Annotated in this window: 15 protein-coding genes and 7 tRNA genes; 20 read left to right on the forward strand and 2 right to left on the reverse strand. The window is 53.5% G+C overall.

What is annotated here, in order from left to right; all coding sequences use genetic code 11:
* Positions 1-33 precede the first annotated feature (33 nt).
* The gene (gene nagE / locus ACUY4S_RS16240; RefSeq protein ID WP_312692608.1) at positions 34-2,055 is read right to left on the reverse strand and encodes an N-acetylglucosamine-specific PTS transporter subunit IIBC; all 2,022 of its coding nucleotides are present in this window, start codon (positions 2,053-2,055) and stop codon (positions 34-36) included.
* A 330-nt stretch (positions 2,056-2,385) separates the two neighbouring features.
* Here nagE and nagB point away from each other — a divergent pair, with 330 nt between their 5' ends.
* The 13 genes from nagB (at position 2,386) to ACUY4S_RS16305 (ending at position 10,018) form a co-directional block, all read left to right on the forward strand.
* Complete coding sequence (gene nagB, locus ACUY4S_RS16245; RefSeq protein ID WP_312692610.1) at positions 2,386-3,186, forward strand: glucosamine-6-phosphate deaminase; 801 nt, start codon at positions 2,386-2,388, stop codon at positions 3,184-3,186.
* Positions 3,187-3,247: 61 nt separating this feature from the next.
* A complete protein-coding gene (gene nagA, locus ACUY4S_RS16250) occupies positions 3,248-4,396 on the forward strand; it encodes an N-acetylglucosamine-6-phosphate deacetylase (protein WP_458023446.1) in 1,149 nt (382 codons plus the stop codon).
* A gap of 9 nt (positions 4,397-4,405) precedes the next feature.
* Complete coding sequence (gene nagC / locus ACUY4S_RS16255) at positions 4,406-5,626, forward strand: DNA-binding transcriptional regulator NagC (protein WP_312692614.1); 1,221 nt, start codon at positions 4,406-4,408, stop codon at positions 5,624-5,626.
* Positions 5,627-5,667: 41 nt separating this feature from the next.
* Positions 5,668-6,420: an HAD-IIA family hydrolase gene (locus ACUY4S_RS16260; protein ID WP_061494460.1), complete on the forward strand. Its 753-nt coding sequence runs from the start codon at positions 5,668-5,670 to the stop codon at positions 6,418-6,420.
* 287 nt (positions 6,421-6,707) lie between these two features.
* The gene (gene asnB / locus ACUY4S_RS16265; RefSeq protein ID WP_458024226.1) at positions 6,708-8,372 is read left to right on the forward strand and encodes an asparagine synthase B; all 1,665 of its coding nucleotides are present in this window, start codon (positions 6,708-6,710) and stop codon (positions 8,370-8,372) included.
* Between the two features lie 220 nt (positions 8,373-8,592).
* Positions 8,593-8,669 (forward strand) — tRNA-Met (locus ACUY4S_RS16270).
* An 8-nt stretch (positions 8,670-8,677) separates the two neighbouring features.
* Positions 8,678-8,762: transfer RNA gene (locus ACUY4S_RS16275), tRNA-Leu, on the forward strand.
* A gap of 23 nt (positions 8,763-8,785) precedes the next feature.
* Positions 8,786-8,860: transfer RNA gene (locus ACUY4S_RS16280), tRNA-Gln, on the forward strand.
* A gap of 38 nt (positions 8,861-8,898) precedes the next feature.
* Positions 8,899-8,973 (forward strand) — tRNA-Gln (locus ACUY4S_RS16285).
* Between the two features lie 29 nt (positions 8,974-9,002).
* Positions 9,003-9,079: transfer RNA gene (locus ACUY4S_RS16290), tRNA-Met, on the forward strand.
* 48 nt (positions 9,080-9,127) lie between these two features.
* Positions 9,128-9,202, forward strand: a tRNA-Gln gene (locus tag ACUY4S_RS16295).
* 34 nt (positions 9,203-9,236) lie between these two features.
* Positions 9,237-9,311: transfer RNA gene (locus ACUY4S_RS16300), tRNA-Gln, on the forward strand.
* Between the two features lie 122 nt (positions 9,312-9,433).
* Positions 9,434-10,018 carry a hypothetical protein gene (locus ACUY4S_RS16305; protein WP_458023332.1) on the forward strand — a complete coding sequence of 195 codons (585 nt, stop codon included), beginning with the start codon at positions 9,434-9,436 and terminating at the stop codon, positions 10,016-10,018.
* A 27-nt stretch (positions 10,019-10,045) separates the two neighbouring features.
* On the opposite strand, the gene ubiF is transcribed toward ACUY4S_RS16305, so the two are convergent.
* Positions 10,046-11,221, reverse strand: coding sequence for a 3-demethoxyubiquinol 3-hydroxylase (gene ubiF / locus ACUY4S_RS16310; protein ID WP_458023333.1), 1,176 nt, complete (start codon positions 11,219-11,221; stop codon positions 10,046-10,048).
* Between the two features lie 170 nt (positions 11,222-11,391).
* Between ubiF and miaB the strand changes: the two genes are divergently transcribed.
* The 7 genes from miaB to ACUY4S_RS16345 all read left to right on the forward strand — a co-directional run bounded on the left by miaB (position 11,392) and on the right by ACUY4S_RS16345 (position 19,202).
* Positions 11,392-12,816, forward strand: coding sequence for a tRNA (N6-isopentenyl adenosine(37)-C2)-methylthiotransferase MiaB (gene miaB, locus ACUY4S_RS16315; RefSeq protein WP_312691377.1), 1,425 nt, complete (start codon positions 11,392-11,394; stop codon positions 12,814-12,816).
* A 142-nt stretch (positions 12,817-12,958) separates the two neighbouring features.
* On the forward strand, positions 12,959-14,005 hold the full coding sequence (locus tag ACUY4S_RS16320) for a PhoH family protein (RefSeq protein WP_458023334.1): 1,047 nt from the start codon (positions 12,959-12,961) through the stop codon (positions 14,003-14,005).
* Positions 14,002-14,469, forward strand: a complete 468-nt coding sequence (gene ybeY / locus ACUY4S_RS16325; RefSeq protein ID WP_458023335.1) for an rRNA maturation RNase YbeY — start codon at positions 14,002-14,004, stop codon at positions 14,467-14,469. The genes ACUY4S_RS16320 and ybeY overlap by 4 nt, the downstream gene beginning before the upstream one ends.
* Before the next feature lie 104 nt (positions 14,470-14,573).
* Positions 14,574-15,452 (forward strand): CNNM family magnesium/cobalt transport protein CorC, encoded by an 879-nt coding sequence (corC, locus tag ACUY4S_RS16330; protein WP_312691470.1) that lies wholly within the window; start codon positions 14,574-14,576, stop codon positions 15,450-15,452.
* Between the two features lie 5 nt (positions 15,453-15,457).
* The gene (gene lnt / locus ACUY4S_RS16335; protein WP_458023336.1) at positions 15,458-16,996 is read left to right on the forward strand and encodes an apolipoprotein N-acyltransferase; all 1,539 of its coding nucleotides are present in this window, start codon (positions 15,458-15,460) and stop codon (positions 16,994-16,996) included.
* A 377-nt stretch (positions 16,997-17,373) separates the two neighbouring features.
* On the forward strand, positions 17,374-18,303 hold the full coding sequence (locus ACUY4S_RS16340; RefSeq protein WP_312691381.1) for an amino acid ABC transporter substrate-binding protein: 930 nt from the start codon (positions 17,374-17,376) through the stop codon (positions 18,301-18,303).
* Positions 18,304-18,461: 158 nt separating this feature from the next.
* Positions 18,462-19,202: an amino acid ABC transporter permease gene (locus tag ACUY4S_RS16345; protein WP_312691382.1), complete on the forward strand. Its 741-nt coding sequence runs from the start codon at positions 18,462-18,464 to the stop codon at positions 19,200-19,202.

The following is a 19,202-nucleotide window of genomic DNA, read 5'->3' on the forward strand; positions in this document are numbered from 1 at the left end:
CCGCTTAAGGCATTAATGCTGACTCAGGAGCAACTACTTGCCTTTAATTTCATACAGAGATGTCTGACCGGCCACAACGTGACCCTGCGCTTTCATCACCAGGCCGGAGAAGTCGTCAATATTGCTGACCACGACCGGGCTAATCATTGAACGTGCGTTGGCGTTAAGGTACACCAGATCCATCTCGAGGATCGGTTGACCCGCAGCCACTTCGGCCCCTTCTTCAACCAGGCGAGAGAAGCCCTGACCACCCAGTGCGACAGTGTCGATACCCATGTGGACCACAATCTCTGCGCCCTTCTCTGTTTCCAGGCAAAATGCATGATTTGTGTTGAAGATTTTTACAATGGTGCCCGCAGCTGGAGAAACCACGACATTTTCCGTTGGTTTTACCGCCACGCCATCACCCACTGCTTTGCTGGCAAAGGCTTCATCCGGAACCTGATCCAGTGCCACCAGTTCACCCGTTACCGGCGATACCAATTCAGCGATGGTGGTCGCGTTCGGTACCGCCTGAGGCTTTACCGACGCCACCGGCGCTGCAGGTGCACCTGCCTTGTCTGCTGCAGGCACATCACCTGCGGTTTTCATCGCATCGGCGATTTTTTCCGCCACGAAGCCCACAATAATCTGTACGCCGGTTTTGTTAAGACGGATCACGCCGGAAGCGCCAAGACGTTTCGCCATGGATTCATTTACCAGCGAGGAGTCTTTTACTGTTAAACGCAGGCGGGTAATACAGGCATCAATACCGGTCAGGTTATCGGAGCCGCCAATGGCAGCAATGTACTGACGCGCCAGGCCTTTCATATCCTGCTCGCTGTTCACGCTGACATTCACGTCCTGACCATCGGCCTCATCACCCGCCACCGCCAGTTCACGCCCGGGCGTCAGCAGGTTGAATTTGGTAATGGTGAAACGGAAGATCACATAGTAAATAACGAAGAACACCAGGCCCTGCGGGATCAGCATCCACCAGTGCGTCGCCAACGGGTTACGCGAGGACAGCACCATATCCACCAGACCGGCGCTGAAACCAAAACCAGCAATCCACTGCATGCTCGCGGCGATAAAGACGGAGATACCGGTCAGTACCGCATGGATCACATACAGCACCGGTGCGACGAACATAAAGGAGAATTCCAGCGGCTCGGTAATACCGGTGAAGAAAGCGGCGAACGCCCCGGCCATCATGATACCCAGCACTTTGGCTTTATTTTCCGGACGTGCGCAGTGGTAAATCGCCAGCGCAGCGCCAGGCAGACCGAACATCATGATTGGGAAGAAGCCCGCCTGATAACGCCCCGTGATCCCCACAACCGCTTTCCCGGCTTCGATAGACTGCGCGCCGCCAAGGAAATTAGGAATATCGTTGATACCCGCCACGTCAAACCAGAATACGGAGTTCAGCGCATGGTGCAGACCGACCGGGATCAGCAGACGGTTGAAGAAGGCGTAAACGCCAGCGCCAATTGAACCCAGTTTCTGAATATGTTCACCAAAGCCCACCAGTCCGCTAAAGACTACCGGCCAGATGAACATCATGATGAACGCCACTACGATCATCACAAACGAGGTGAGGATCGGCACCAGGCGGCGACCGCTGAAGAAGGAGAGCGCTTTCGGCAGCTCAACGCTGCTAAAGCGGTTATAAAGTTCCGCCGCAATAATCCCCACCAGAATACCAACAAACTGGTTTTTGATTTTGCCAAACGCCGCCGGAACCTGATCAGCAGGAATTTTTTGGATCATGGCAACCGCAGCAGGCGAACAGAGCGTGGTCAGTACCAGGAAACCCACAAAACCCGCCAGCGCCGCAGCACCGTCTTTATCTTTTGACATACCGTAAGCGACACCCACCGCAAACAGCACGCCCATATTGTCGATAATGGCAGAGCCGGACTGGATAAAGAACGCCGCCAGTGCATTTTCGCCACCCCAGCCAACCGGGTCGATCCAGTACCCGACCCCCATCAAAATTGCTGCTGCAGGCAGCGTGGCCACGGGCACCATCAGTGCGCGGCCAATCTTTTGCAGATAACCTAAAATACTCACTTTTATTCCCCCTATGAACCCGACGAGAGCTCACTGAAACAGTCGTTTTTTATTGTGTAACTAACCTGAAATCACGGCTATTTTCGCACTACACTGCAGAGTGTGTGAAAAATTAATTCGCCTCGCAAATTAAATACGTACTTTTTGTGATAAAAATCACTAAGTATCGTCAATAACCCTCCTTTACACTGGCAAACGAGCAAAACTTATTTTAAGATTCAAAATATCAAGATGGATTGCTTCCTTCTCTGTCACGAAACCAGGTTAGGCTTAACGCTGAGCTCGCATGCATTCCGTCACTGTTTTTCATTTAACTTTCAGAGGTGAATAATGAGACTGATTCCACTGGCGACAGCAGAACAAGTCGGCAAATGGGCAGCCCGCCATATCGTTAACCGCATCAACGCGTTCAAACCGACCGCGGATCGCCCGTTTGTACTTGGCCTGCCGACTGGCGGTACGCCTCTTACTGCATACAAAGCGTTAGTTGAAATGCACAAAGCGGGCCAGGTTAGCTTCCAGCATGTCGTCACGTTTAACATGGACGAATATGTCGGCCTGCCGAAAACGCATCCGGAAAGCTACTACAGTTTTATGCATCGCAATTTCTTCGATCACGTTGATATTCCGGCTGAAAATATTAACCTGTTGGATGGTAACGCGCCGGATATTGACGCAGAGTGCCGCCGTTACGAAGAAAAAATCCGCGCTTACGGTAAAATTCATCTGTTTATGGGCGGCGTGGGCAACGATGGTCATATCGCATTTAACGAACCGGCCTCTTCCCTGGCGTCTCGCACGCGTATTAAAACGCTGACCCATGACACCCGCGTGGCGAACTCACGTTTCTTTGATGGCGATGTCAACCAGGTACCAAAATATGCTCTGACCGTGGGCGTTGGTACTCTGCTGGATGCCGAAGAAGTCATGATCCTGGTGCTGGGCGGCGTTAAAGCGCAAGCGCTGCAAGCGGCCGTCGAAGGCAATGTAAATCATATGTGGACTATCAGTTGTCTGCAGTTGCACCCGAAAGCGGTGATTGTCTGTGATGAACCGTCCACCATGGAACTGAAAGTAAAAACGCTCAAATACTTTAACGAGTTAGAAGCAGAAAACATTAAAGGTTTGTAATTCAGTTACCGCTTCACGAGGGGAAAATCGTGGAGCGGCCTCATTTGTTACCGGGGGTCTTATGTATGCTTTAACCCATTGCCGGATCTATACCGGCCATGAAATCCTGGATGATCACGCGTTAGTGATCGCCGATGGCCTGATTGATCGCCTCTGCCCGCTGGCCGAGCTGCCTGCCGGTATTGAACAACGCTCGCTTAATGGCGCCATTCTTGCCCCCGGTTTTATTGATGTTCAGCTAAACGGCTGCGGCGGCGTGCAATTCAACGATACGGCTGAAGCCGTGACCGTGAAGACGCTGGAAATCATGCAGAAAGCCAATGAGAAATCGGGCTGTACCAGCTATCTGCCAACGCTGATCACCACCAGCGATGTGTTGATGAAACAGGGCGTGCAGGTCATGCGCGACTACCTGGCCAAATACCCGAACCAGGCACTGGGCCTTCACCTGGAAGGGCCGTGGCTGAACATTGTGAAAAAAGGCACCCACAATCCGGAATTCGTGCGTAAACCGGATCCGGCGCTGGTCGACTTCCTGTGTCAAAACGCCGATGTGATCACCAAAGTGACGCTGGCACCGGAAATGGCAGGCGAAGCAGTGATTCGCCAACTGGCAACTGCGGGCATTGTGGTGTCCGCCGGGCATTCCAATGCCACGCTGAAAGAGGCCAAAGCCGGTTTCCGCGCCGGGATTACTTTTGCCACCCACCTTTATAACGCCATGCCATACATTACGGGTCGTGAGCCGGGACTTGCCGGCGCCGTGCTCGATGATGCGGATGTTTATTGCGGCATTATTGCAGATGGTCTGCATGTCGATTACGTTAATATTCGTAACGCTAAGCGTCTGAAAGGCGACAAACTTTGCCTGGTGACAGATGCGACAGCGCCTGCGGGTGCAGATATTGACCAGTTCATTTTTGCTGGTAAAACAATATACTACCGTAATGGACTGTGTGTGGATGAAAACGGAACGCTGAGCGGTTCCTCCCTGACGATGATTGAAGGGGTGCGTAACCTGGTGGAACATGTTGGCATTGCGCTGGACGAAGCGCTGCGCATGGCAACCCTCTACCCCGCTCGCGCAATTGGCGTTGCCAGTTCGCTTGGCAGCCTTGCTGCCGGTAAAGTCGCGAATCTGACCGCATTCACACGCGAGTATAAAATCATCAAGACCATCGTTAATGGTAACGAGGTCGTCACTGAGTAAATAAACGGTATGACATCAGGCGGACAAGCTCAAATCGGTAACGTTGACCTCGTTAAACAGCTTAACAGCGCGGCGGTTTACCGCCTGATCGACCAGCATGGGCCTATTTCGCGCATTCAGATTGCCGAACAAAGTCAGCTTGCTCCCGCCAGCGTGACAAAAATCACGCGTCAACTGATTGAACGCGGACTGATCAAAGAAGTCGATCAGCAGGCCTCCACCGGAGGCCGCCGCGCCATCTCCATTGTCACCGAAACCCGCAACTTCCAGGCGATTGGCGTACGGCTTGGCCGCTACGACACAACCCTGACGCTGTACGATTTGAGCGCAAAGGTGCTGGCGGAGGAGCATTATCCGCTGCCGGAACGCACGCAGGAAACGCTGGAACATGCGCTGCTTAACACCATCAGCCTGTTTATTGAGTCCTGCCAGCGTAAAATCCGTGAACTGATAGCCATTTCCGTGATCCTGCCGGGGCTGGTGGATCCTGAAAGTGGCGTCATCCGTTACATGCCGCATATCCAGGTCGAAAACTGGGGGCTGGTGGATGCGCTGGAAAAACAGTTCAAACTCACCTGTTTTGTCGGTCATGACATTCGCAGTCTTGCGCTGGCAGAGCACTACTTTGGGGCAAGTCAGGATTGCGAAGACTCCATTCTGGTGCGCGTCCACCGTGGTACCGGTGCCGGGATTATCTCTAATGGCCGCATTTTTATTGGCCGCAACGGTAACGTAGGCGAGATCGGTCATATTCAGGTGGAGCCGCTGGGTGAACGCTGCCACTGCGGTAACTTCGGTTGCCTTGAAACCATTGCCGCCAACGCGGCGATTGAGCAGCGGGTGCGCCATCTGCTTGAACAGGGCTACCAGAGTCGCCTCACGCTTGACGACTGCTCCATCAAAGCTATTTGTAAAGCAGCCAATAAAGGCGATGCGCTGGCGTGCGAAGTCATTGAACACGTCGGTCGCCATTTGGGCAAAACCATTGCCATCGCTATCAACTTGTTTAATCCGCAAAAAGTGGTGATTGCCGGGGAAATTATCGAAGCAGAGAAAGTACTACTGCCAGCTATTGAAGGCTGCATTAATACGCAGGTTCTGAAAGCGTTTCGCAAAAACCTGCCGGTGGTGCGCTCAACGCTGGATCATCGCTCTGCCATCGGCGCATTTGCGCTGGTAAAGCGCGCTATGCTGAACGGTCTGCTGCTGCAACGTTTGCTGGAAAGCTAACAGCGTTTATAGTTAACACTTATTTTTTATCCGGACAGTCCATGACCATTCAGAATGTAATCTGTGATATTGATGGCGTGCTGATGCACGACAATGTTGCCGTTCCCGGCGCAGCAGAATTTGTGACCCGTATCCTTGAGAAAGGGATGCCGCTTGTGCTGTTAACCAATTATCCGTCGCAAACCGGCCAGGATTTGGCGAACCGTTTCGCCTCTGCCGGGATCGATGTGCCCGCCAGCGCGTTTTATACGTCGGCGATGGCAACGGCAGACTTTTTGAAACGTCAGGAAGGGAAAAAAGCCTACGTGGTGGGTGAAGGCGCACTGATTCACGAGCTGTATAAAGCTGGCTTTACCATTACCGATATCAACCCCGATTTCGTGATCGTGGGTGAAACGCGCTCCTATAACTGGGAAATGATGCATAAGGCCGCCTTCTTTGTGGCAAACGGTGCACGTTTTATCGCCACCAACCCGGACACACACGGGCGCGGCTACTATCCGGCGTGCGGGGCGCTCTGTGCGGGCATTGAGAAGATCTCCGGGCGTCAGCCGTTTTACGTTGGTAAACCCAGCCCGTGGATTATCCGCGCGGCACTCAATACCATGCAGGCGCATTCAGAGCAGACGGTCATAGTTGGCGATAACCTGCGCACCGATATTCTGGCTGGCTTTCAGGCCGGTCTGGAGACAATCCTTGTGCTATCGGGTGTATCGCGACTCGACGATGTCGACAGCATGCCGTTTCGTCCCTCATGGATTTACCCCTCTGTCGCTGAAATCGACGTTATTTAATCCCGACCACGCCTTTTGGCGTGGTTTCTCTTTTTTACCCCTGATAAAAAATAGAGCATTCAATAAAAAGCGAGATTTTTTGATAATTCATCAATAATGCTGCGCAACAGGTGCTCTTTTTTCAGCATTCCACAATCGCGATTGCGCTTTTTGATTTCCCGACGGTAAAACGCTTGCACCCCCCCGCCCTTTACGGCATTTTTGAAGGCACGCGATAAGACAAAGCGATGACGCAACGTCTGCAACCCCACAACACTGCATGCCCTGAAAGGTTAACGGAGAAGTCTATGTGTTCAATTTTTGGCGTACTGGATATTAAAACCGACGCGGTAGAGTTACGTAAAAAAGCGCTGGAATTATCCCGCCTGATGCGCCACCGCGGCCCGGACTGGTCCGGCGTTTATGCAAGCGACAAAGCAATCCTGGCCCATGAACGTCTCTCCATTGTTGATGTTAACGCCGGTGCTCAGCCGCTCTACAACGAGAAAAAAACACATGCGCTGGCAGTCAACGGGGAGATCTACAACCATCAGGCTCTGCGCGCTGAGTATGGCGACCGTTATGCCTTCCAGACTGGCTCCGACTGCGAAGTGATCCTCGCGCTGTATCAGGAAAAAGGCCCGGCTTTCCTGGACGATCTGCAAGGTATGTTCGCCTTCGCCCTGTATGACAGCGAACAAGACGCTTACCTGATTGGCCGCGATCATATCGGCATTATCCCGCTCTATATGGGGCATGATGAGCACGGCAACTTCTATGTCGCGTCTGAAATGAAAGCGCTGGTTCCGGTTTGCCGTACCATTAAAGAGTTCCCGGCCGGCAGCTACCTGTGGAGCAAAGACGGGGAAATCCGTTCTTATTACCAGCGTGACTGGTTTGACTACAATGCGGTGAAAGACAATGTCACCGATAAAGCAGAACTGCGCCAGGCGCTGGAAGACGCCGTTAAAAGCCATCTGATGTCGGACGTGCCTTACGGTGTGCTGCTTTCTGGCGGTCTGGATTCATCGGTTATCTCCGCGATTACCAAAAAATTCGCTGCGCGTCGCGTTGAAGATCAGGAACGTTCGGAAGCCTGGTGGCCGCAGTTACACTCCTTTGCCGTTGGCCTGAAAGGCGCGCCGGATCTGAAGGCCGCCCAGGAAGTGGCAAACCACCTTGGTACTGTGCACCATGAAATTCATTTCACCGTGCAGGAAGGCCTGGACGCGATCCGCGATGTGATTTATCACATCGAAACCTATGATGTGACTACCATTCGCGCCTCAACGCCGATGTATCTGATGTCCCGTAAGATCAAAGCGATGGGCATCAAAATGGTGCTCTCGGGCGAAGGGTCTGATGAAGTATTTGGCGGCTATCTCTATTTCCATAAAGCGCCGGATGCTAAAGAACTGCATGAAGAAACCGTGCGTAAATTGCAGGCTCTGCACATGTTTGACTGCGCCCGCGCCAACAAAGCGATGTCGGCATGGGGTGTGGAAGCGCGTGTCCCGTTCCTGGATAAGAAATTCCTCGATGTGGCTATGCGCATCAACCCGCAGGATAAAATGTGTGGCAGCAACGGTAAGATGGAAAAACACATTTTGCGTGAATGCTTCGAGTCCTATTTACCGGCAAGCGTAGCGTGGCGCCAGAAAGAGCAGTTCTCCGACGGGGTGGGTTACAGCTGGATCGACACGCTGAAAGAGGTAGCGGCACAGCAGGTTACTGACCAGCAACTGGCTACCGCCAGCTACCGCTTCCCGTACAACACGCCAGCTTCCAAAGAGGCGTATCTGTACCGTGAAGTGTTTGAGGAGCTGTTCCCGGTGCCAAGCGCTGCAGAATGCGTGCCTGGCGGCCCATCTGTCGCTTGTTCGTCGGCCAAAGCGTTCGAATGGGATGAAGCCTTCAAAACCATGAACGATCCGTCAGGCCGCGCAGTGGGTATTCACCAGTCGGCTTACTGATAAACAGTGGTTATGCGTACAGGTCCTGCGGGGCCTGTATTTTTTTTGTGTCTCTGATTTAATGCATAAAATCGTTTTTTGCTGAATAAAGCGTCATGCTGTTCGCAACCTAACCAAACAGTCACATTCCGGCAATTTTCGATGAAAAAGGTATTGACGCTGTAAGGCCCAATACGCATAATGCGCCCCGCAACGCCGATAAGGTAACGCGAAAAAAGATGGCTACGTAGCTCAGCTGGTTAGAGCACAGCACTCATAATGCTGGGGTCACAGGTTCGATTCCCGTCGTAGCCACCATCTTTTTTGCGGGAGTGGCGAAATTGGTAGACGCACCAGATTTAGGTTCTGGCGCCGCAAGGTGTGCGAGTTCAAGTCTCGCCTCCCGCACCATTCCCAGACAGGTGTTGCACGGATGGGGTATCGCCAAGCGGTAAGGCACCGGTTTTTGATACCGGCATTCCCTGGTTCGAATCCAGGTACCCCAGCCATATCTTCTTCGACTCCTGCGTCAATTCGCGTCAGTCGTTGGGGTATCGCCAAGCGGTAAGGCACCGGTTTTTGATACCGGCATTCCCTGGTTCGAATCCAGGTACCCCAGCCAGTCGATGGACTGGGTTAGCAGTAAAATTTGGCTACGTAGCTCAGCTGGTTAGAGCACAGCACTCATAATGCTGGGGTCACAGGTTCGATTCCCGTCGTAGCCACCACATTCAGGGACTGACGCAAAGACTGCGTTAAACCTTAAAAAGAGTTGTTGGGGTATCGCCAAGCGGTAAGGCAGTGGATTCTGATTCCACCATTCCGAGGTTCGAATCCTCGTACCCCAGCCATCTTAAAAGACGTTTGCTTTTGCGAACGCACTTTTGGGGTATCGCCAAGCGGTAAGGCAGTGGATTCTGATTCCACCATTCCGAGGTTCGAATCCTCGTACCCCAGCCACTCAAAACAAAAAAGCTCGCTTCGGCGGGCTTTTTTGTTTTCTGCACTTCCCTGGAGTGGGTAGTGAGTAACGGCTTAAACCGTATGGTAACTTAACGCTCTCTCTCCTTTGAGTCCGCAAGATGAACTATCAAACCACCGCCCTGTTAATATATGCCCCCCTGTATGTGCTCTTTGTTGTCGCCTGCTTCGGCCTCGCCTTTATCGGCCTTTCCGCGCCGATCTTTTATGGTCTCTTTATGGGTCTTGTCTTTCCGGTGTCCATCTCAATGCGTCTGCATACGCTGAGCGAAAGCGGCCAGGCTCTGCTGATGAAAGAAACCACTCACTGGACGGTCTACGTGCAGGGTATTCCGGTGCAGGAAACACGGTCATCGCTGAAAAACCCCTGCTTTCGGACTCCCGAACGCCTGCAGCAATTTCTGTTGCGGGGATTTATCGCCAGGCTCTTTTTGCAAGTCGCTGCCGTAGCCCTGCTTGTGCAGCAGGCCAGTGCGGAACCGCTGTTCAGTTATTACGGGCTGGCTGCCCTCGGCGCATTGATTATTCTGCTGGTGCCGCTTTATCGCACAGTGCAACTGCTGCGTAAAATGCGTAACGGCGCACTGGCGTTACAACAGGTTGAGGGGTTTGAGGGTTATCAGGCCTTTTTTATCGACAAAAAGGGCGCGCACACGGCGCTCGATAAGTTGTTATCCGTCCTTTGAGAAAGGCGGGCACTGCGCCCGCCCGCTTTACAGCCCCAGGGCATATTTGAGCGCCTGGCGTTTTAGTACACCCGCGCGGTCAGCCGCCATCAGGCCAATGTTACGCAGCAGGCGTACCGGGCCAAGCGTGTTGCTGAACCCGGCATAGAACAGATCCATCCCGCTTTGCATAATGAAGTTATCTGCCATACGTCGCATCTGGTAGCGTTTTAAAACTGACAGACTGGCCCAGGCTTCACCGTGGGTACGCGCACTGGCAAGGACATCTAATAGCGCATCCACATCGCGATACCCTAAATTCACCCCCTGCCCGGCCAGCGGATGGATGGTATGCGCCGCATCGCCAACCAACGCCAGTCCAGGACGCACATACTGCAATGCATGCCGACGCGCCAATGGAAATGCAGCCGCCGCAACCGGTTTTACACGCCCCAGCCGTGGCGGGAAATGTCGCGTAATTTCCTGTTCCAGTTGCGCCATACTCATCGCCTGCAACTGGCGAATGCGTGCTGGTTTGTCATACCACACCAGCGATGCCCAGCGGTCAAAGAGCGGTAAAAAGGCATGCGGCCCGTCTGGCGTAAAGTGTTGCCAGGTGCGGTCCCCCGCCTCTTCTTCACACTCCACGGTGATTAACATGCATGACTGATGATACTGCCACGCGTGAATACCAATGCCTGCGGCCTGGCGAACACGTGAATTGCCGCCATCCGCGCCAACCACCAGCTTCGCCAGCAGCGTTGAGCCATCATCGATGGTTAACTGGTGCTGCTCCTTATGGGCGTGCATTGTGCTGAGCGCGGCAGGCGTGCGCAGCGTTACCTGAGGATGCGTTTCCAGCGCCTCCCACAGCGCGCGCTGCAAAACCGTATTCTCAACCATGTAACCAAGCAGAGGAAGTTTGAGATCCCGGGCATCGAATTCAACATGGGCATTTTCCCACTCCCAGGTTTCCAGTCGTCGGTATGGGTGGCAACGCATCGCCTGAATACGATCCCATACGCCCAGGCCGCGCAATAACCCGACAGACGCGGCACTGATTGCCGAGATCCGCACATCCGGGTGTGCGTGCGCCTCAAAAGGCGAAGGGGCCTGTTGTTCAATCACCGTCACTGAAAAACCCTGCTGTGCCAGCCCCAGCGCCAGTGCCCCGCCGACCATGCCGCCGCCGACAACGGCGACCTCAGTGGATTGATTTATCATGGCTCACTATCCTTAAACGAGAATCCGTTAAGTTTACCGGATTTTTTACCCCTTGAGTCGGACAACCGTCAGACTGGTCAGCACGCGACCAAAGCATTACAATACGCGCCCTGCAATCCTGGCTTATATCCGTTATTTTAGGGTATACGAACCTAAGCAAGAGCAAGTCGATGACAAAAAAACTCCACATAAAAACCTGGGGCTGTCAGATGAACGAATACGATTCATCCAAGATGGCCGATCTGCTGGATGCCACGCACGGGTATCAATTGACCGAAGTGGCGGAAGAAGCGGATGTGCTGCTGCTTAATACCTGCTCCATCCGCGAGAAGGCACAGGAAAAAGTATTCCATCAGTTGGGCCGCTGGAAGTTACTGAAAGAGAAAAATCCCGATCTGATTATTGGCGTCGGCGGTTGTGTGGCTTCGCAGGAAGGCGACCATATCCGCCAGCGCGCGCACTATGTCGACATTATTTTTGGGCCACAGACCCTGCATCGCCTGCCGGAAATGATCAACTCCGTTCGCGGCACCCGCAGCCCGGTGGTGGACATCAGCTTCCCGGAAATCGAAAAATTCGACCGCCTCCCGGAACCACGTGCCGAAGGCCCGACCGCATTCGTCTCGATTATGGAAGGCTGTAACAAATACTGTACCTACTGCGTGGTGCCTTACACCCGTGGTGAAGAGGTCAGCCGTCCGTCTGATGACATCCTGTTCGAAATCGCGCAACTGGCGGCACAGGGCGTACGTGAGGTGAACCTGCTGGGGCAAAACGTGAACGCCTGGCGTGGTGAGAACTTCGACGGCAGCACAGGCACCTTCGCCGAATTGCTGCGCCTCGTGGCGGCGATTGACGGCATCGATCGTATTCGCTTTACCACCAGCCACCCCATCGAATTCACCGACGATATCATTGAGGTTTATCGCGATACGCCGGAACTGGTGAGCTTCCTGCACCTGCCCGTACAGAGTGGTTCCGACCGGGTGCTGAATCTGATGAGCCGCACGCACACCGCGCTGGAATATAAAGCCATTATTCGCAAACTGCGCGCCGCGCGCCCGGATATCCAGATCAGCTCTGACTTCATTGTCGGCTTCCCGGGTGAAAGTCAGGATGATTTTGAAAAAACCATGAAGCTGATTGGCGAAGTCAATTTCGACATGAGCTACAGTTTTATTTTCTCCGCCCGACCGGGGACGCCTGCTGCCGATATGGTGGATGACGTGCCGGAAGAAGAGAAAAAACAGCGTCTGTACATTCTGCAGGAACGCATTAACCAGCAGGCGATGGCCTGGAGCCGCCGTATGCTCGGCACCACCCAGCGTATTCTGGTTGAAGGGACTTCTCGCAAGAATATCATGGAGCTTTCCGGTCGTACGGAAAACAACCGCGTGGTGAACTTCGAAGGCACGCCGGAGATGATCGGTAAATTCGTGGATGTGGAAATTGTCGACGTTTATACCAACTCCCTGCGCGGCGTCGTCGTGCGTACCGAAGACGAAATGGGGCTGCGTGTTGTGGAGTCCCCGGCATCGGTTATCGCCCGCACCCGTAAAGAGAATGACCTCGGCGTTGGCCTGTATCAGCCATAATGCAACAGGCCTGCTATTTCTGGCAGGCCTTGCTTTTCCTCGCACTGACCCCAACATCATCCGCAACGCTTGCGACTTCCTGCTATGCCGTGAATAATTCCTTAACAGGCATCGCCCTCGACACACCTAAAAGAGGAACAGTTTGAACATAGATACGCGTGAAATAACCCTTGAGCCGGCGGACAATGCACGTCTGCTTAGTCTGTGCGGCCCGTTTGATGACAATATCAAACATCTGGAGCGGCGACTGGGTATCGAAATCAACCGTCGCGATAACCACTTCAAACTCACCGGACGCGAAATCTGCGTCAGCGCCGCTGCGGATATTCTGCGCAGTCTGTATGTCGATACCGCGCCGATGCGCGGCCAGACGCAGGATATCGAACCGGAACAAATCCACCTGGCGATCAAAGAAGCCCGCGTGCTGGAACAGAGCGCTGAGAGTATTCCGGAGTATGGCAAGGCTATCAACATCAAAACCAAGCGCGGCGTTATTAAGCCCCGCACGCCAAACCAGGCGCAGTACATCGCCAATATCCTCGACCACGACATCACCTTCGGCGTTGGCCCGGCCGGTACCGGTAAAACGTATCTGGCGGTTGCCGCCGCTGTCGACGCGCTGGAGCGTCAGGAAGTGCGCCGTATTCTGCTCACGCGCCCGGCGGTAGAGGCGGGTGAAAAACTGGGCTTCCTGCCTGGCGATCTCAGCCAGAAGGTCGATCCTTATCTTCGCCCCTTGTATGACGCATTGTTCGAGATGCTGGGCTTTGAACGCGTAGAGAAACTGATCGAGCGTAACGTGATTGAAGTTGCGCCGCTGGCTTATATGCGTGGCCGTACGTTGAACGATGCTTTTATCATTCTCGATGAAAGCCAGAACACCACCATCGAACAGATGAAGATGTTCCTTACGCGCATTGGCTTTAACTCCAAAGCCGTGATCACCGGCGATATCACGCAGATTGACCTGCCGCGTAACACTAAATCTGGTTTACGCCATGCCATCGAAGTGCTGGCCAATGTTGACGAAATCAGCTTTAACTTCTTCCACAGCGAAGATGTGGTGCGCCACCCGGTGGTAGCCCGTATCGTGATTGCGTATGAGGCCTGGGAAGAAGCCGAACAAAAACGTAAAGCAGAACTGGCCGCCGAGCGCAAACGCGAAGCCCAGGAGCAGGAGCAGAAATGAGTCAGGTGATCCTGGATTTACAACTGGCATGCGAAGACAACAACGGCCTGCCGGAAGAAGCGCAGTTCCAGAAGTGGCTGGATGCGGTGATCCCGCAGTTCCAGGAAGAAGCAGAAGTCACTATTCGCCTGGTCGACAGCGCCGAAAGCCACGAGCTAAACCTGACTTATCGCGGCAAAGATAAGCCGACCAATGTGCTCTCTTTCCCCTTCGAAGCGCCGCCGGGTATCGAAATGCCGCTGCTCGGCGATCTGATTATCTGCCGCCAGGTGGTTGAACAGGAAGCGCAGGAGCAAGAGAAACTCCTGGAGGCGCACTGGGCACACATGGTCATCCACGGTAGTTTACACCTGCTCGGTTACGATCATATTGCAGACGATGAAGCAGAAGAGATGGAAGGGATCGAGACAGAGATAATGCTTGCTCTGGGCTATGAGGATCCGTACATTTCCGAGAAAGAGTAACCCGTGCGCGACGCAGGTCGCGTACAAACCCCAAAATGCCGTCCGGCGCTGTGTTTACGCGTGACGAGCGACAATTCAACCAACATGAGAACCCACACGACGCCATGAGCGACGATAACTCACACAGTAGCGACAACACCAACAATAAAAAGGGATTCTTTTCCCTTTTGCTGAGCCAGCTTTTTCACGGCGAGCCGAAAAACCGTGATGAATTGCTGGAGCTGATCCGGGACTCCGGGCAAAACGAGCTCATCGACGAGGACACGCGCGATATGCTCGAAGGGGTGATGGACATTGCGGACCAGCGTGTACGCGACATCATGATCCCCCGCTCGCAAATGATCACCCTGAAACGTAACCAGGCGCTGGACGAATGCCTTGATGTCATCATCGAGTCCGCCCACTCCCGCTTTCCGGTGATCAGTGAAGACAAAGATCATATCGAAGGGATCCTGATGGCAAAAGATTTACTGCCCTTTATGCGCAGTGACTCTGAAGCATTCAGCATGGAAAAAGTGTTACGCCCCGCGGTGGTGGTGCCGGAAAGCAAGCGTGTAGATCGCATGCTGAAAGAGTTCCGTTCGCAACGCTACCATATGGCGATCGTTATTGATGAGTTCGGCGGCGTCTCCGGTCTGGTCACTATTGAAGATATCCTTGAGCTTATCGTCGGCGAAATCGAAGACGAATATGACGAAGAAGAGGATATCGATTTCCGCCAGCTCAGCCGCCATACCTGGACGGTGCGAGCGCTGGCGCCGATTGAAGATTTTAACGACACCTTCGGTACCCACTTCAGTGATGAAGAGGTCGACACCATCGGCGGGCTGGTGATGCAGGCGTTTGGTCACCTGCCTGCGCGCGGGGAAGCCATTGAAATTGATGGTTACCAATTCAAGGTCGCGATGGCCGACAGTCGACGTATTATTCAGGTTCATGTCAAAATGCCGGATGATTCCCCGCCACCGAAACTGGATGATTAATGTAAATGGTATTTGCCTCACTGTTTGAGCGTCAGCGCGTACGTTTGCTGCTGGCGCTGTTATTCGGAGCCAGCGGAACGCTGGCTTTTTCTCCTTATGACATCTGGCCTGCTGCGGTTATCTCCCTGATCGGTCTGCAAGGATTAACGTTCAATCGCCGCCCGTTACAGGCTGCCTGGATTGGCTATTTCTGGGGGCTGGGTCTGTTTGGCAGTGGCATCCACTGGGTTTACGTCAGCATCGCGCAGTTCGGTGGCATGCCGGGGCCGGTCAACGTCTTTCTGGTGGTACTGCTGGCAGCCTATATGTCACTGTATACCGGCTTGTTTAGCGGCATCCTTGCGCGTTTATGGCCAAAAACCGACTGGCTGCGTGTGGCGATTGCCGCGCCGGTTGTCTGGCAAATCACTGAATTTTTGCGCGGCTGGGTGCTGACCGGCTTTCCGTGGTTGCAGTTCGGCTACAGCCAGATTGATGGGCCACTCAAAGGTCTGGCACCGATACTGGGTGTTGAAGGCATCAGCTTCCTGTTGATGATGGTCAGTGGTTTGCTGGCACTGGCGCTGATCACGCGCACCTGGCGTCCGCTGGTAGTCGCGATCGTCCTGTTCGCCCTTCCCTTCCCGCTGCGCTATATCCAGTGGTATCAGTTGCTACCGGCACGCACCACCCAGGTATCTATGGTGCAGGGAGACATCCCCCAGGCGCTGAAGTGGGATGAAAACCAACTGCTGAATACGTTAACGATTTACAGCAACGCAACAGAAAAGATGATGGGGAAATCGCAACTGATTATTTGGCCTGAATCCGCTATTCCGGATCTGGAAATCAATCAGCAGCGCTTTTTAAATGCCATGGACGATCTGCTGCGGGCAAACGGCACGACCCTGGTGACCGGGATTGTGGACGCACGGTTGAACAAACAAAACCGTTACGACACGTACAACACCATCATCACATTGGGTAAAGACAGCGCCTACAGTTACAGTTCAACCGATCGCTATAACAAAAATCATTTGGTGCCGTTTGGTGAGTTTGTCCCGCTGGAGTCGATTCTGCGTCCGCTGGCGCCGTTCTTTGATTTGCCAATGTCCTCCTTCAGTCGCGGCGCCTATGTGCAGCCGCCGCTGCAGGCGCATGGCTTTAATCTGACGCCGGCAGTCTGTTACGAGATCATTCTTGGTGAACAGGTACGCGATAATTTCCGTCCGGATACTGACTTCCTGTTGACCATCTCTAACGATGCGTGGTTTGGCAAGTCGATCGGGCCGTGGCAGCATTTCCAGATGGCGCGGATGCGTTCGCTGGAGCTGGCGCGTCCGTTGTTGCGCAGCACCAATAACGGCATTACCGCCGTGATTGGCCCGCAAGGCGAGATCCAGTCTGTGCTCCCACAGTTCACCCGCGATGTGCTTACCGCTCAGGTGACGCCGACCCGGGGGTTAACGCCGTATGCGCGCATGGGCAACTGGGCAATTTGGGGCATTACTGCGCTGCTTGGCTTTGGTGCGCTGGTAATGAGCCTGCGTCAACGCCGTCGTTAATCTTTCTCTGTCATTGGCCCGGTGCTCTCCGGGCCAACAGTTCCTTGCTTTACCTGCCCTTCTGCCACACACCATTATGGCATGCCATTTGCTTATATTTATCAGGTCACTATGAAAGCTGCTTATGCGTTCTGAGATCGCACTGGCAGTGAACATCAGACGCACCAGACTGGTGCAATGTAAGATTTTTGCCTGCTAATGGTGCGGCGCGTCTCGCAAAAATAAACAATGTTGCAGCAAAACCTTTACATTAAGCCATGCTGAATGTAACAAACATACACAACACTGCACGAATATGTAGCAGGCCATAAAAACAACACAACGTACACACAACGGGTATCAACGTGCTTTCGCACTGACGATAAAGGAGTCTGGAAATGCAATTACGTAAACTGGCCGCCGCGATGCTGGTGATGGGACTGTCAGCCGGTCTGGTCCACGCTGAAGATGCTAAACCGGCGGACGCCGCGCCGGCAGAGCAACAGCAATCTACGCTGGATAAAATTGCCAAAAACGGCGTCATCGTCGTTGGTCACCGTGAATCTTCCGTACCGTTTTCTTACTACGACAATCAGCAAAAAGTGGTGGGTTACTCTCAGGACTACTCCAACGCTATCGTTGAAGCGGTGAAGAAAAAACTCAACAAGCCGGATCTGGCTGTGAAGCTGATCCCTATCACCTCTCAGAACCGTATCCCACTGCTGCAAAACGGCACGTTCGATTTTGAGTGCGGCTCGACCACCAACAACGTTGAGCGCCAGAAACAAGCCGCCTTCTCTGACACCATTTTCGTGGTAGGCACCCGTCTGCTGACCAAGAAAGGTGGCTCGATCAAAGATTTCGCCGACCTGAAAGGCAAAGCCGTTGTGGTCACCTCTGGTACCACCTCAGAAATTCTGCTCAACAAGCTGAACGACGAGAAAAAAATGGACATGCGCATTATCAGCGCCAAAGACCATGGTGACTCGTTCCGTACGCTGGAAAGCGGTCGTGCGGTGGCCTTTATGATGGATGACGCACTGCTGGCGGGCGAGCGTGCAAAAGCGAAGAAACAGGATAACTGGGAAATCGTGGGGACGCCGCAGTCCAAAGAAGCCTATGGCTGCATGCTGCGCAAAAACGATCCGGAATTCAAAAAGCTGATGGATGACACCATTGCGCAGTACCAGACTTCAGGCGCGGCGGAAAAATCTTTCGATAAATGGTTCAAAAACCCCATTCCGCCTAAAAACATGAACCTTAGCTTCGATCTCTCTGACGATATGAAAGCGCTGTTCAAAGAACCGAATGACAAAGCCTTGAACTAATTAAAACCATTAGGGGCGGGGTTTCCTGCCCTCTCGATTGTCGAAGCAGCACGGACAGACTATACGTTGAAGGGTCGTTCCCCTTTCAGCAAGAAAACTCGCTCTTCATACAATCTTCGAGGGTAGCGCTGCTACCCTTTTTTTTCCGGAGTAGATTTATGTCCATAGACTGGAACTGGGGAATCTTCCTGCAACAGGCCCCGTTCGGCAACACAACCTATCTTGGCTGGTTATGGAGCGGCTTTCAGGTCACCATCGCACTGTCAGTGACGGCCTGGATTATCGCGTTTCTGGTTGGCTCTCTGTTTGGCATTTTGCGTACCGTACCTAACCGTTTATTGTCCAGTATCGGCACGTGTTACGTTGAGCTGTTCCGCAACGTGCCACTGATTGTTCAGTTCTTTACGTGGTACCTGGTGGTGCCGGAACTGCTGCCTGAAAATCTCGGCATGTGGTTCAAGTCGGAACTCGATCCCAATGTGCAATTCTTCCTCTCTTCAATGATCTGCCTGGGCCTGTTCACCGCAGCCCGCGTTTGCGAACAGGTACGTGCAGCGATCCAGTCACTGCCGCGCGGGCAGAAAAATGCCGGTCTGGCGATGGGGTTAACGCTGCCGCAGACCTACCGTTATGTGTTGCTGCCTAATGCGTACCGCGTGATCGTGCCGCCGATGACTTCCGAGATGATGAACCTGGTAAAAAACTCCGCTATCGCGTCGACCATCGGCCTTGTGGATATGGCGGCACAGGCGGGGAAACTGCTGGATTACTCAGCTCATGCCTGGGAATCCTTCACTGCTATCACCATCGCGTATGTCTTCATCAACGCCATCATTATGCTGGCGATGAACCTGGTTGAACGCAAAATCCGCCTGCCGGGCAATATGGGAGGCAAATAA

The organism is Kosakonia beeri (genome assembly GCF_054165705.1).